The sequence below is a fragment of the Acinetobacter sp. ANC_7511 genome, assembly GCF_056779975.1.
This window is the reverse complement of record NZ_JBWYIY010000010.1, coordinates 103,245-117,342: the sequence shown is the minus strand read 5'-3', so window position 1 is coordinate 117,342 and position 14,098 is coordinate 103,245. Positions and strand designations below refer to the sequence as shown.

16 protein-coding genes and 2 tRNA genes are annotated in these 14,098 nt (G+C 39.1%); 9 read left to right on the top strand and 9 right to left on the bottom strand.

The features are described 5' to 3' along the window. Positions 1 to 380 precede the first annotated feature (380 nt). The 3 genes from AC1M9L_RS08585 (at position 381) to AC1M9L_RS08575 (ending at position 2,944) form a co-directional block, all read left to right on the top strand. A complete protein-coding gene (locus AC1M9L_RS08585) occupies positions 381 to 1,142 on the top strand; it encodes a hypothetical protein (RefSeq protein WP_179999052.1) in 762 nt (253 codons plus the stop codon). Positions 1,143 to 1,271: 129 nt separating this feature from the next. Continuing rightward, entirely contained in the window at positions 1,272 to 2,003 is a 732-nt protein-coding gene (hisA, locus tag AC1M9L_RS08580) for a 1-(5-phosphoribosyl)-5-[(5-phosphoribosylamino)methylideneamino]imidazole-4-carboxamide isomerase (protein ID WP_035267561.1), read from the top strand. 53 nt (positions 2,004 to 2,056) lie between these two features. Next, complete coding sequence (locus AC1M9L_RS08575; RefSeq protein ID WP_481591884.1) at positions 2,057 to 2,944, top strand: DMT family transporter; 888 nt, start codon at positions 2,057 to 2,059, stop codon at positions 2,942 to 2,944. A 2-nt stretch (positions 2,945 to 2,946) separates the two neighbouring features. Here AC1M9L_RS08575 and AC1M9L_RS08570 read toward each other — a convergent pair whose 3' ends face one another. Genes AC1M9L_RS08570 through AC1M9L_RS08555 form a run of 4 tightly spaced genes read right to left on the bottom strand, consistent with a single transcriptional unit; the run spans position 2,947 to position 5,309 of the window. Beyond that, positions 2,947 to 3,261: an antibiotic biosynthesis monooxygenase family protein gene (locus tag AC1M9L_RS08570; RefSeq protein WP_035267565.1), complete on the bottom strand. Its 315-nt coding sequence runs from the start codon at positions 3,259 to 3,261 to the stop codon at positions 2,947 to 2,949. A gap of 26 nt (positions 3,262 to 3,287) precedes the next feature. Next, positions 3,288 to 3,680 carry a DUF4870 family protein gene (locus tag AC1M9L_RS08565; protein ID WP_035267567.1) on the bottom strand — a complete coding sequence of 131 codons (393 nt, stop codon included), beginning with the start codon at positions 3,678 to 3,680 and terminating at the stop codon, positions 3,288 to 3,290. 29 nt (positions 3,681 to 3,709) lie between these two features. After that, entirely contained in the window at positions 3,710 to 4,333 is a 624-nt protein-coding gene (locus tag AC1M9L_RS08560; protein WP_035267569.1) for a DUF1294 domain-containing protein, read from the bottom strand. Positions 4,334 to 4,358: 25 nt separating this feature from the next. Beyond that, on the bottom strand, positions 4,359 to 5,309 hold the full coding sequence (locus AC1M9L_RS08555) for a homoserine kinase (protein ID WP_481591883.1): 951 nt from the start codon (positions 5,307 to 5,309) through the stop codon (positions 4,359 to 4,361). Between the two features lie 114 nt (positions 5,310 to 5,423). On the opposite strand from AC1M9L_RS08555, the gene hisF reads away from it, so the two are divergent. After that, positions 5,424 to 6,182, top strand: coding sequence for an imidazole glycerol phosphate synthase subunit HisF (gene hisF, locus AC1M9L_RS08550; protein WP_035267573.1), 759 nt, complete (start codon positions 5,424 to 5,426; stop codon positions 6,180 to 6,182). Between the two features lie 265 nt (positions 6,183 to 6,447). Here the strand turns inward: hisF and AC1M9L_RS08545 are convergent, their stop codons facing one another. Next, the gene (locus tag AC1M9L_RS08545; RefSeq protein ID WP_180028773.1) at positions 6,448 to 7,083 is read right to left on the bottom strand and encodes a sterol desaturase family protein; all 636 of its coding nucleotides are present in this window, start codon (positions 7,081 to 7,083) and stop codon (positions 6,448 to 6,450) included. Positions 7,084 to 7,282: 199 nt separating this feature from the next. On the opposite strand from AC1M9L_RS08545, the gene AC1M9L_RS08540 reads away from it, so the two are divergent. Continuing rightward, a complete protein-coding gene (locus AC1M9L_RS08540) occupies positions 7,283 to 8,293 on the top strand; it encodes an AraC family transcriptional regulator (protein WP_481591882.1) in 1,011 nt (336 codons plus the stop codon). Positions 8,294 to 8,332: 39 nt separating this feature from the next. On the opposite strand, the gene AC1M9L_RS08535 is transcribed toward AC1M9L_RS08540, so the two are convergent. After that, the gene (locus AC1M9L_RS08535) at positions 8,333 to 8,578 is read right to left on the bottom strand and encodes a hypothetical protein (RefSeq protein WP_179999072.1); all 246 of its coding nucleotides are present in this window, start codon (positions 8,576 to 8,578) and stop codon (positions 8,333 to 8,335) included. Positions 8,579 to 8,650: 72 nt separating this feature from the next. Beyond that, positions 8,651 to 9,694, bottom strand: a complete 1,044-nt coding sequence (locus AC1M9L_RS08530; protein WP_481591881.1) for a DNA/RNA non-specific endonuclease — start codon at positions 9,692 to 9,694, stop codon at positions 8,651 to 8,653. Between the two features lie 300 nt (positions 9,695 to 9,994). On the opposite strand from AC1M9L_RS08530, the gene AC1M9L_RS08525 reads away from it, so the two are divergent. After that, entirely contained in the window at positions 9,995 to 10,357 is a 363-nt protein-coding gene (locus AC1M9L_RS08525) for a hypothetical protein (RefSeq protein WP_228133254.1), read from the top strand. A gap of 69 nt (positions 10,358 to 10,426) precedes the next feature. On the opposite strand, the gene AC1M9L_RS08520 is transcribed toward AC1M9L_RS08525, so the two are convergent. Then, a complete protein-coding gene (locus tag AC1M9L_RS08520) occupies positions 10,427 to 12,307 on the bottom strand; it encodes a potassium transporter Kup (protein ID WP_481591880.1) in 1,881 nt (626 codons plus the stop codon). A 123-nt stretch (positions 12,308 to 12,430) separates the two neighbouring features. Here AC1M9L_RS08520 and AC1M9L_RS08515 point away from each other — a divergent pair. From AC1M9L_RS08515 to AC1M9L_RS08505, 3 genes are all read left to right on the top strand, one after another. Next, positions 12,431 to 12,521 (top strand) — tRNA-Ser (locus tag AC1M9L_RS08515). Positions 12,522 to 12,727: 206 nt separating this feature from the next. Then, on the top strand, positions 12,728 to 12,955 hold the full coding sequence (locus AC1M9L_RS08510; RefSeq protein WP_035267585.1) for a hypothetical protein: 228 nt from the start codon (positions 12,728 to 12,730) through the stop codon (positions 12,953 to 12,955). Positions 12,956 to 13,132: 177 nt separating this feature from the next. Further along, positions 13,133 to 13,208: transfer RNA gene (locus tag AC1M9L_RS08505), tRNA-Thr, on the top strand. A 49-nt stretch (positions 13,209 to 13,257) separates the two neighbouring features. Here AC1M9L_RS08505 and AC1M9L_RS08500 read toward each other — a convergent pair. After that, positions 13,258 to 14,097, bottom strand: coding sequence for a class I SAM-dependent methyltransferase (locus tag AC1M9L_RS08500; RefSeq protein ID WP_481591879.1), 840 nt, complete (start codon positions 14,095 to 14,097; stop codon positions 13,258 to 13,260). Position 14,098 lies beyond the last annotated feature (1 nt).

Genomic DNA, 14,098 nt, shown 5'->3' with positions numbered 1-14,098 from the left:
TGTTAACTTATGTAAAGACAATGAGCACCAATTTTAATCATTAAAAAAATTCACAAAATTCACAAAATCAATCAACGAATCGAACAAGTTGGCATTTTAGGTATTTACACCATGCTACTCGATAATATTCATGCATTATAAGTGTACATTTATTCTATCAAGCACCAAATTAAACCACAATAAATAATTGATTTTGTTAACATTTTTAAACATTACCCTTGTGTTGTATTAAGTTGCTGTTTTTACGGCATATCTTCAAAATTATTCCACTTATATTGTTTTTTTTCGATTTGTCTGAAATTTTTTTCTTTGTTAATTATGAACTTGCTGAAACAACAAAGATCCAACACTAACCACATATATTTTGGAGCAATCTGCACATGTTTAAACTTTTTACTGGAAAAATCAGTGGCGTTCTAAGCCTTGCTTTACAGGGAATTACGAAAGCAGTTGGTTTTATTCTAGAAACCGTAACGACAGTTGTAGATACCGTTGTTGACACAGTAGGGACGCTGACCAAACCATTAACGGATAAGTTAACAGAATTGCCACTGATCGGAGATACAGTGGAATCGGTACTCAATCTTGAAAATAATTTACTAGGAAATTTAAGCGGAGGCTTACACGCTATCGCTGATGATTTTTCGAAGGGAGATCTATTAGGGGGCATTAATACTGCATTGAATGGCACTACTGCAACTGTAGGCCAAACCATCAAAGATGTTTCAAATGTTGTAGGTGAAGTCGCTGGTTTAGCCGATCCCGTGACCGACCTGCTAAGCCAAGTGCCAGGTTTAGGTGCTGTCGTAGATGTTGTCGGAGAAACTTCTTCAAATCTTTTGGGATTCGTGAGTGAAACGGGAGATTATGTCGCAAGTACCAAACCTCTTGATCTCGTGACTGGTCTCATTGATGATCCTTTAGGCAGTGTCACAGGAACATTAGGAGACGTCTCAGGAACATTGGATAATTTACTGGATGATTTAGCACCTGTAACAGATGCTCTGTCATCGATTCCTGTCGTGGGTGATCTTGTAGGATTCACGGGAGAGATCACAAATGCTTTAGGTGCAATCCCAACCAGTATCACACCAACTAGCTTTGATCTAATCTCTAACTTAGATACAACACCATACATTTAATTCAAAGTTCGTATTAAAAACCGTCAACATTGTTCTGACGGTTTTTTTTCATTGTTACTTCGCTCATTTGATGTTTCTTTGCTAAGATTGCTGCGAATAAACTCCAGAATACTGGCAAGGAGCGAAAGCATGCTGATTATCCCTGCAATTGACCTTAAAGATGGTAAATGTGTCCGTTTAAAACAAGGTCGTATGGAAGACGATACCGTTTTCTCTGATGATCCTGTGGCAACAGCACAACATTGGGTAGACGCTGGTGCTCGCCGTTTACATTTAGTTGATCTAAATGGTGCTTTCGCTGGTACACCTATTCACAAACCTGTTGTGGAAGCGATTGCAAAAGCACAACCTGAACTGCCAATTCAAATTGGTGGTGGCATCCGTTCTCTTGAAACTATCGAACACTACTTAGATGCAGGTGTATCATTCGTCATTATTGGTACAAAAGCAGTCAAAGAACCTGAGTTTGTTGAGGAAGCTTGTAGAAAATTCGCAGGCCACATCATTGTCGGTATTGATGCAATCAATGGCATGGTCGCAACTGATGGCTGGGCAAATGTAACTGACGTAAAAGCAACTGATTTAGCTAAACGCTTTGCAGATGCTGGTGTATCTAGTATCGTGTATACAGATATTGCACGTGATGGCATGATGCAAGGTGTGAATATCGAACAAACAGTTAATCTTGCGACTTATTCAGGTTTACCTGTGATCGCTTCAGGCGGTGTGACCAATCTTGACGACGTTCGCAACTTAAAAGGTCAGCCTGGTATTTTAGGTGCGATTACTGGTCGTGCAATTTATGAAGGCACTTTAAATCTTCGTGAAGCTCAATTATTACTTGATGAACAAGCGCTCTAATAGCGCATGTTTCTAAAGAGGTCTTAGGACCTCTTTTTTCTTACTTAAAAAATATGTTGAATTTATCTCCTACCCTCAAAACCAAAACACCACAACTTGCCCTTATTGCAATTACGATGATTTGGGGTGCCAGTTTCATAACAGTCAAATATGGACTGAACTTCAGCACACCAGTGCTTTTCGTTGCCTTTCGATTTGCAGCAGCTGCGCTGGCTGTTGGTCTGATCTCACTTCAATATTGTAAATATTTTAGTGCCAAAGATATTTGGGCAGGATTTTGCATTGGAACAGTGATTGCAATTGGCTATGGAACGCAAACCATTGGCTTACAGACCATCACCAGTAGCGAGTCTGCCTTTTTGACAGCACTTTATGTGCCGTTGGTTCCCATCTTATTGTGGTTGCTCTTTAAAAAAAGGCCACATGTCATGACATGGATAGGGGCAGGACTCGCCTTTGTAGGTTTAGTTTTCTTAACAGGCAATGGGTTTGGTGCTATTCGGCTTGAATTTGGTCAGATCATTACCTTGATAGGATCAATTGCGATTGCGCTTGAAATTATTCTCATTAGTTACTTTGCACCTCGAGTCAATTTACGCCGAGTGACGATATTACAACTCATTTTTGCATCGTTAATTTGTTTTCTAATGGCACCATTGGTGGGTGAAACACAACTCCCTGAGTTTAACTGGATCTTCGTTGCGATTATTGGAGGATTAGGACTTGCAAGTGCAATCATTCAGTTAGTCATGAACTGGGCTCAACGCGTGGTTGATCCTTCACAGGCTGCCATTATTTATTCTGGCGAACCTGTTTGGGCGGCTTTGATTGGGAGATTAGCAGGTGAGCGTTTAGCTATGCTCTCAATTTTAGGTGGCGTGTTGGTTGTGCTCGGTGTAATTACCAGTGAGTGGAGACCAAAATTTAAGAAGAAAGAATAAGCTTATTGGGGCTCTTTTAGCTTTAACATCATACATGGTTGAAAATACTGTGCTTCAGGCATAGGCGCATAAAAGGGATGCAAGAGTTCCTTCCATTTTAAATACGCCTCTGACTGCCTAAAACCTTCCGTATGATCTTCAAGTTTGTTCCAGTAAATCAGTAAAATATAAGCATGTTCATTATTCGTATTTTTAATCAGCTGAACCGCATTTAGCCCCTTCATTGGTGAAATAATGTCTTTAGCTAATTTAAAAGCATTTTCGAATGCCTCACTCTGGTTCATTTTGATATTTAAATGAACATGCTCAATAATCATGACACCACCCCATTCATGAGTTTTAATTATTGATACATTGGCTCGTTATCATTGACCTTAATAATTCCTTTGATCGCACGATAAACAATCCAAACCCATGACAAACCAATCACTGCGATACAGAATGTTGTTGCACCCAGTGCTACACCAGCAAAGGCATTAGGATTGTCACCCGTGAAGAATAAGAACAAAAACGGCAGGAACGCGATGATATTCCAAATTAAATACCACCAAAAAGTACGAATTTGCCAAGTAAAATGACTTTCAAAAATTGAGCCCTGTACCTTTGATCGTTTCCAATAGTTAATAATTAGCGCAATAACCGCCAAAATACCTGCTGAAAAAATAGCGATGATATACAGGATATAAAGTAAAATCGTTAAGCTGCGGTTTGGATCTTGATCAGCTGTATAATTCATAAAGTCACCTTTTTAATTTTTTTGAGGCTTTATAATTTCAAACCATTAAATGGTGAAATTATCCATAAAATAATCAGTATATTAAACGCTATAGTACAGAAATAAATTTTTCGAAATGGTTGTTTTTGTGTTTTATGACGCAAGCGTTGCTGAGCAAGCCAAGCACTCGGCCATCCTCCTAATAGAGAAACCACATGTAATGTATTTTCTGGTACACGTTGACTCCCCTGTTGAGCCGCCGCTTTATCGTGTGCATATAAGCCATAGGTGATCAGGTTCATCAATAAAATGACCAACACCACCATCATACTCAATAGCCCCAATAGGACTAATGTAGCAAGCGTCAAGATATAAGCAATAATCGCTACTTGCATCGGTTGCATTTTTTGTTGAGTAACTGGTGAATGACGCGGCTTCGTTTTTACTTTTTTTGCCTGAGTCGCTTTTAAGTATGTTACTTGTTTCGCTTTAAATCGACCTTGACCATCCAATTGAACGATATACTCCAAAGCACAACCTGGAATCGGTCTTGGGCCTGGTTTGGCAAAATCTTTAATGTGAAGGAAAACGCGATCTTTGGATGAATCATTGGGTTGAATAAATCCATAGCCTTTTTCATCAAACCATTCAACTAGACGACCTTGATCACGCATATTTCCCCCAGATTTTTTAAATTTTTTAAGCTGTTACAAATTTTAATCGTTCAACCAGCATATTGCGCATTTCTAAAGGATTTTTTTGCAAAATATCTTCGCCAACACGCCCCATTTCTTTGTTCTTTTGAGCCACTAGCAAACGCATCATCCAGAAACGCCCAGCTGCCATCGCTAAATAGAGTTCTAGACATGATTTTTCATCACTGGTCATTTCACGTACACTTTGATAAGCCTCCAAGAATGCTAAGGCCTTTTCCTCATTCAAATGAACACTTGGATATTCCGTACAGAAATCATTCATCGTAATGGCGATATCAAACAAAAGTTCATCTTTATTCAACTCATAAAAATCGAGTATCCCTTTTAAAGTAGCCCCTTCAAATAAAGTGTTATCTCTAAATAGGTCAGAATGGATAAAACCTCGTGGACGATCAGGGTACATTGCGGTAAGAGCGTCATATAAACCTAACAAACTATTTAATAATACTTGATCGGCTGGATTTAACGTAGGTCGAAGCTGCTGAGCCACACTTAACCAATAATCATGATTACGATACTCTGCGCGCTCTAAGGGAAAGTTATCGAGAGCCACATGTATTTGAGCCTGTGCAATAGCAATGGACTGAACCTGTTCAAGTGATGAAGGCATAGGATGCTTGCCACGCATTCTAGGCGCAATTTGTGCAGGTTTATTTTTTAAGATCTGAATCGAACGTCCTGAATGTTTCAAAGGTACAGGCACAGGCAGACCTGCATGACCCAGATGCTCAAGTACAGGGACGAGTTCACCTGCGCCTTGCTTATCCATATCTTCAAAAATTGTTAAAACAAATTCGGTTTGATCTGCACAAACTAGAAAATAGTTCGTATTTTGAATACCTCCTTGAATCGGAATCAGGTCAATCACCTCTAATCCATAAGGCGTAGCAAAATCCTGAACTTCCTTTAAAGTCAAAGTGGTATAAACCGACATAAAAAAACCTGCGAAAAAACTTACATTATTTTGATAGAATACCTGCTCCGACTACCAAGGTGTAGCACCAAAGTCTGTAAGTTTCATAATCGGCTGTTATTTTTGGAAAAAATTATGCTTGCTAAACGTATTATTCCTTGCCTCGACGTAGATAACGGTCGAGTTGTAAAAGGTGTTCAATTCCTTGATATTCGTGATGCAGGCGACCCAGTTGAAGTAGCACGTCGTTATAACGAACAAGGTGCAGATGAGATTACTTTTCTCGATATCACTGCAACATCTAATGGGCGTGACACCACTTACCGTACGGTTGAGCGTATGGCTGAAACTGTATTTGTACCACTGACCGTAGGTGGCGGTGTTCGTAAAGTTGAAGATATTCGTTTATTGCTTAACGCTGGTGCAGACAAAGTCAGTATTAACTCAGCTGCTGTCTTTAATCCTGAATTCGTTCAAGAAGCCTCTCAACGTTTTGGTGCACAATGTATTGTAGTTGCGATTGATGCAAAAAAAACGGGTGAAAATAAGTGGGAGATTTTCACACATGGTGGTCGCAAACCAACGGGTATCGATGCGATTGAATGGTCTGTGAAAATGGCAGAATACGGCGCAGGCGAATTGCTCATTACGTCAATGGATGCAGATGGTACAAAAGCTGGTTATGACTTAGCATTGATGCGTCAGATTAATGATCGTGTAACGATTCCAACGATTGCTTCAGGTGGTGTGGGTAATCTTCAACATCTAGCAGACGGAATTTTACAAGGGGGTGCTGATGCAGTGCTTGCAGCCTCTATCTTCCACTTTGGTCAACACACTATCCCGGAAGCAAAACAATATTTAGCTGAACAAGGCATTGAAATGCGTCTTTAATCATGCCCCATAAAAAAGAGGCAAATGCCTCTTTTTTTGCAAAAAAAAGAGCCCGAAGGCCCTAAAAACCAAGAAAAAACAGCGCTTGGTTCGTTATGCAAAGCGATAAACTGGAGAGTTCTACCATCAGATTTTCATTCTCCGATTTATTCATCTCATATCATAAATGACAGATCTGCACGAAATCTTGACAAAAGCTACATATTTTATTGACCAAACATGACAAATCAGACGTCAATTCAGCCAATTCCATATCTAATCTGACTTACTCCACTATAGCCAAAGCTTTTTTTGAAATATCGGAGCGCGCTGCTTTCTGCTCAACCCACTTTGCGGGGAAATATTGTTCAACGATATGATTGACTCGTTTTGAAATAAAAGACGGTAACTGCACCCCTAAAGGGTTATCTTCCTTCAAATCTGGCGTTGAAATGACGCGTGTCCCTAAAATGTAATCAAACCAAGGCTTAGTGACACACCAATTTGCATCTTGATTGGCGTTCATATGGTGGTCATAGTGCCAAGGAATTTTCTTTTTTGCCCAATGAGGTTCGAGGTGAGCTCTGCGATGCGTGTAGTAGTAGTTACAAGCACTATAAAGCACGGATAAACTCATGCCTTTCGAGATTGGATAAAATGCTGTTCCAAATACAGCAGCAACAATCCCCAATGATACGATTTCATTTTTTGTTCGCCAATTTGATATTCCCTCTACATAACCCTCATCATGGAAATCTTGTGTTCTAACTTCACGGTGATGTGCCCAATGAGATTCCATATTTTTAGGCACAGGACTAAACCTCGCTTTACCCGGACGGTGTACACCATGTAGAACATATTTATGCGCGACCCATTCAAATCCATTGGCAATGATTAAGCCTGCAACAAAACCTTTAATCATGTTCAAAATCCCTGTTTCTTTTCTTTCAATATATCTAACTCAAGCTCTCAACCATTGACGCAAGATAAAATTTTCATTGACAAATCACGACATATTTTTCAATGTCGTATGGTAGAAAAAGCGCTTGTATGGCACTGTAAAAACAGGCTTAATAACTCATCGTGATTTCAATTGATAAAACAAGAAAAGTATTAATCACATGCAGCAGATAAAGGACTATTCAGGCTCGGTTCATGGTGGACTTGGACATCTCTTACATAATTATTGTGAAGAGAACGGTCTCCCTATTTCTGCAAAATTGGCAAGTATTCAGCAAGCCGAACGCTTTGACTTTAGCATTTGGCGTGAAATATTAAATGAAATTTATGAAGTACACCCACAACCTGCGTTAGGGTTAGAAATTGCTCAATGGGTCAAACCACAACATTTAGGCATTATCGCGTATATCGCTTTATCATGCGATAACCTAGCAGAAGCACTCACCCGTTATCATGAATATCATCGTTTAATTTATGATGGTACACCTCTCGCCGTCGATCTGGAGCAAGGCGTATTTAGCGTACGTTGGGAAGATTTGCCGATGCATTTGTCGACACAAATCACGGATGAAATTGCGATGGCATTATTGGTTGAATTTCTAAAACGTTATGCGGGTATTGAGCATTTACATATTCAAGAAATTCACTTTCGCTTTCCAGCACCAAAAAATGTTGCGATTTATGAGCGTTTTTTTCAGAGCAAAGTAAAATTCTCTCAGCCTCATGTCAAGCTTACTTTTCCAAGCCAGCTCCTACAAGCACCGATTAAACAAGCTGATCAAACTTTACAAAAACTCCTGATGCAGCAAGCTCAAGATTTGTTAAGTCGACTCCCCAATAACACACAAATCGATGAGCGGTTACAGCAAGCCATTCTGATTGGAATCCAAAGACACAATTATCAAATTCAAACTGTCGCAGAACAAGTGGGAATGTCAGTCAGACAACTTCAGCGCCATTTACAAAATCAAGGTGATACCTATCAGCAGCGCGTTCAAGAAGTCCGCAAACTTCTAGCGATTCAATATTTACAAGATCCTTATCTCAGCTTACATGAGATTTCGTTATTGCTCAGTTATTCAGAACAAAGTGCATTCCAACGCGCATTTCGTCAGTGGATGAAGATGACGCCCCAGCAGTGGCGTATTCAACATCATATTCGCAGTTCATGATTGTCAATCTAAGCCATCATTCTAAAGATGATTAATGAATCACAAGAATGGATTTTCTATTTCATTCTCAGCCGTCGTTTCTATTTTTTCTGCTAAATTTTTTTGATCTTCTAAATAGATGACCATTGCATCTAAATATTGTTTTAACGCTTTCGCAGCGGCTAAACCGGCTTGATCTTTGGTGATTTGTAAGTTGCCATAAATACTCACACGATCAAGATCATTTTCAAGCGTCAGATCATGTATCGAATGTGACTCAGTCCCATTTTCAAAAGGCTTAAACATGGCAAATCTCTTTATGTTTATAAATATCAATCCCTGAAGATAAATGAATCTTCAGGGCAAATTCGAGCTTTTTTATTTAAGGATTTGTAATAAATATTGCAACAACGCTTGAACCAACTCTTTCACGATTGCATCTTGTGCTTGTTCATCGATCTTAGCCTCTTGATTCGTTACGGTTGTATTGACAGGTACGCTTTGACTACTAAACTCTTTTTGCAGCGCTTTGAGTTGATCTGTTGAGATATCAACTGCACATTGGCTTTCGGCATCCCAGTGCGAATACTCTATCGCTTGTTGAGCTTTGACCTGATTGGCTTTTAATGGCAATTTATAAGTATTACGCTTTTGCTCAGATGTAAGTTGAGGAAACAGATTCATGCCAAGCACTTCTTCTAACTGGCATACACTGACCACTTGCATCTGTAGTGAATTATTATTTGGAGCGTAATATGCGCCAATAGCACCTGTTTTAGGTATATATACGGCTTTAAACACCGCTGTTGGAACAATAACACCGCGTCCAATGGTTTTCAGTTTTTTGCCACTATATACAGGCCCGGTAATCACATACACATCATGTTTCTGCTTCGTAACGATTGCACGTGTCGCTTCCTCAATTTCTCGCCAGATTTGTTGATTATTCTGCGGAGCTTGAGGAACCATATTGGCTAAAGAAAAACTGTCGTACTGTGCAGCTTTATTTGGCATATCAGCATTTGGAGCCATATGACCACGGTCATATCCCGACCCACGATAATCTGATAATAATGCTCGATGCTTTTCTGCTACACGAGTCTCCTCATGGAAACTGTCTTCTCTTTTTATTTTTTGGCTCAGCCGATCTGGATTCAGATATTCAGCTACCCATAATGGTGTTTTTGAGACACCAGAATACATAGTGGTGAATCCATTAAAGCATAATGGGTAGCGATCTTTATTTAAGCTCTCTTTGATTAAATAAGGTGGCTCTTGGCGATAAAATTGATTTAGACAAGCTGTATTATTAACCGAACCTGAAAATGGCAGATATGAAGACAACTTTTCTTGACCGAAAGCAATTGCAAAGCTTCCTGCTGCAACAATACCTAATACAGCTTTTACCACAATATTATTCAAACTCAGATTACCTATTCATTCCGTGTTCAACTTCTGGCCCAATGCGTGGGCTTTATTCAAAACCGGCCACAGCTTAACAAGCTATGAATTTGAAGTACATCAAGTGAATTTTCAAGTGAATAAAGGATCTTCGCATTCCGTTCAAATATCACTCAAAATAAGTAACAAATTGTTGTTTTTATAGAATAGTTTTTTAATACTCTTTAAGGTTTTACGTGTATTTGATTGAATTACATCAATTACTTGTGAGATGGTATAAAAGTTATTTAGTAAATTAAAAGAATTGAAAGTGAGGACACTATGAAATTAGCACATACTTCTTTGACAGCATTAGTAATGGGTTTATCTTTGGCAAGTGCAAGTGCATTTGCTGAGCCACCAGTTCAAGCTGGCGAAACTTTGGAAAGCCTTTCTAAAGCTAAAGTCGTAACAACAGTGAATGGTCAGCCTGGTACTTTACAAGAAGTATTAGCTAATGGTCAGATGAAAGTTATTTCTGAAGGTGCTACAACACAAGCGCCTGCTGATGCGAAAGCGCCTATTGGAAACTTACCACCTGCTGAAGCAGAAGAAACTGCTCCTCAAGCACAAACTGCAGTTCCAGCTCAACCTGAAGTAAATGCAACTGAAGAAGCGCCTGTAGAAGCACCAGCGGCTGAGTAAGGTATTAGGCTTAATAAAAAACCGCCTTTGAGGCGGTTTTTTATATCCAAAATTTTAGCAAACGCTTACTCAGATTTCGATCTGGCTTCCCATTTCGACCACGCGATTTGGTGGAATTAAATAGAAATCACTCACAGGACTGGTATTCCGCTGCATTGATATAAATAATTTTTCACGCCATGGCGCCATTCCTTCTCCCACGGTATGAATCAGACGATCACGTGAAATAAAGAAACTAATTTGCATCATATCAAATTCAAAATTTAACTGCTCATATGCCGCTTTCAGCGCGACTGGAATGTTGGGTTGGTCTTTAAACCCATAATATACAAAAATCCTAAAGAATCGATTATCCATCTTTTCTACACGAATTCTCTCAATATCAGGTACATAAGGTACATCTTTAGTAATGACCGTAATCATCATATTACGTTCGTGTAGAACCTTATTATGCTTAATATTGTGCAACATCGCATGTGGAACGATATTAGGTGTTCCTGTGAGGAAAATTGCATCCCCAGGAACGATCAGAGTTTCATCACTCATCTTGACACTTTGAATAAAGAGATCAATAGGTAACGCATCAGACTCAAGCTTATTAAGTACGATTTGACGGCCATCTTTCCACGTCATTAAAACGGTAAATACAATTCCACCAATCAAGATTGGCACCCATCCACCACCAACAATTTTTAAAGAAGTCGAAGCAACAAAAATGAGGTCGATGATCAATAAAGGCACAGCAAAAAGGGCTACTTTCCAAACAGGCCAGCGCCAAACGCCATAAGCTAAAATCGAAATTAAAATCGTACCGCACAGCATTGTCATGGTCACTGCTACACCGTAGGCACTGGCAAGATTCGCGCTATTTTCAAATAATAAAATGAGAATAATGACTGAAATAAATAATACCCAGTTGATGAACGGGACATAGATTTGTCCTTGTTCAACATCAGATGTATGTTGCACGGTTAAACGCGGTAAATAGCGCAATTGAATCGCTTGATTGACCATTGAGAATACGCCCGTAATCACCGCTTGAGACGCAATCACGGCAGCAGCGGTTGCAAGACCAATCATTGGAAATAAAGCCCAATCAGGGACTAACAGATAAAATGGGTTCTCAATTGCATTTGGATCTCGTAAAAGTAAAGCACCTTGACCCGCATAGTTAAAAACTAGACTTGGCAATACAATCACAAACCAAGCAAGCTTAATAGGCATACGACCAAAATGCCCCATATCTGCATATAGTGCTTCACCCCCCGTCATCGTTAAAATGACGGCACCCATCGTGAGGAATGCAACAAAAGGTTGGTTGATGATAAAGCCAAACGCCCAATGCGGACTGATCATTGCCAACACGAACGGTGTTTGCATAACACTCCATAAGCCTAATAGTCCAATTGATGCAAACCACAATAATGTGATTGGTCCAAAGAACTTACCCATGGTCGCCGTGCCGTGGCGCTGAATTAAAAACAGTGCTGTTAAAATACCGATGGCCAATGGTAATAACCATTGATTAAACATCGGAGTCGCAATACTTAAACCTTCAATCGCGGATAAAATAGAAATTGCTGGGGTAATAATGCCATCACCAAAAAACAGTGATGCACCGATAAAGCCCAAGGCAATGAGATAAATTTTGCGCTGATCTGCAATACGAGTTGAACGTAGATTTAAGGCAAGAAGCGACATAATACCGCCTTCACCATTGTTATCTGCCTTCATAATGACTGAGACATATTTAAAGCTGATGGTGAGCATCATGCACCAGAAAATGAGCGACAAAATGCCCAGAACGGTTGCCTCAGTAATTGCAATATGAGCCGTAAGGAAGCATTGACGCAATGCATACAGAGGACTGGTTCCAATGTCACCAAACACCACCCCTAATGCTGCCAATGTTACCGCAGGAAGTGCGGCTTTTTTTGCAGTGCTTTGCATATTTTAGTCTTCATGCATTCGACAGAATTTTTCGGCAATCATATCACTGGCTAAAAACTTTTTCTTTAAATCAATTGTTTCAACTTGGCATCTGCTTTTTTTTTAGTTATCATCGCACGCCTTGGTGAAGTGTCCGAGTGGCTGAAGGAGCACGCCTGGAAAGTGTGTATACGTTAATAGCGTATCGAGGGTTCGAATCCCTCTTTCACCGCCAGAATTTAAAAAACCGAATCTCATGATTCGGTTTTTTTTCGCCTAAAACTTCGCTTTTGGCACGTATCTCGCTTCATTTTACTGTCATCAACATCATGTTAAGTTAATGAAAACAATACTTAAGGAGCTGAACAACCTAACAACGTTATTCAAATAGATGATTTTTGCACACCTATAAAATAGAGAACCTGCTATTCCGGAGATAATATGAATAACAGCGCCAACTATGTAAAACAAATTAAAAACGCAAAACGTGGTGGCTACACACCCACTATCGCTAAAGATGTGAATAAACACAAAATTCAAAAAGCGCTAAGATTAATTGAGCAATGGAGAAAATTAGCACAAGAGTTAAAACCTCAAATGCAATTTGATATGGCTTATACTCTTGAAGAGTGTGCACAAGACCTTGATCGTATTCTAAAAAACAAATAGCTGATCCTATAAAATTCTCTCAAGATGCCTGTACACGCTACGACGGGCATCACTATAAAATGAGGAGAAAAGAAGATCAAAAATAAAGCAAAAACAATTCATCCTGCTCAATTTTAATTAATCGATTAATTTTTGACTTGCGTTTTAGTGAAAAAACGCTATTATTCTCTCCACGTTGCCGGCATAGCTCAGTTGGTAGAGCAACTGACTTGTAATCAGTAGGTCCACAGTTCGAATCCGTGTGCCGGCACCATTTTATACTTAGCCTCGCTTTTTAGTGAGGCTTTGTTGTTTTTGATGATTTATTTTTTACTTGCACTCACTTGTACATATCGTACGATTCCCTCTTGATAAAGTTTCGCACACAACTTTGCTGTCATCTTAATTTTTGCCAAATCTAAAACGTGATACGAATGAGCTTGGATGTTCTTTTTAAAAATATCACTCTGAATATACGTTGCAAATCCTGCAAATACCTCGCGACTCAAATCTTGAATATGTATATCTCTAAAACCCGTTTGCACTAAGATTGATTGTGTTTCATCGAATGAGTGCAAATGGTTCAGTTGAACGTCAGCTGCTTTTAATAATAATTTAACTTTCAATTGCGCTAGAGGACTCAAAGTATAGAACTTTGAATTCAAAGCAAGATAATGAAATGCTAAGCGTCCTTTTGAATTCAAAATACCATCTACAGAACGAAGAAATAAATTCAAATTACTGTGATAAGCAGCATCGATGCAAATTGCCGCATCAAATTTAAATTCAAATGATCTAGATTCTAAATTTAAAAATGTTCCCTGCGAGATCCGATTGACATGAGGTAAAAACTTACGCGTATGATTTACATAATATTGTTGTAATTCAATTCCTTCCAAGTATTCGATTTGAAATTTTTCTTTCCATAAAATTAAGCTAGCACCTTGCCCACAACCTAAATCAATTAATTTATCTTTTGAATTTAAATCGATAGATTGAGCAAGGGTTATTGCGAGTAACTCGCAGGCTTGTGGATAATTCAGCTGGTCAGTTTGCCATAGACCTAAATTACTCCAAGCACAATTACGGTGATCCCCCAATAAAACTGCATTGATCGCGTATTTATGTTGAGGTGCTTTCATCCATGCTTGGAGCTTCTTCATT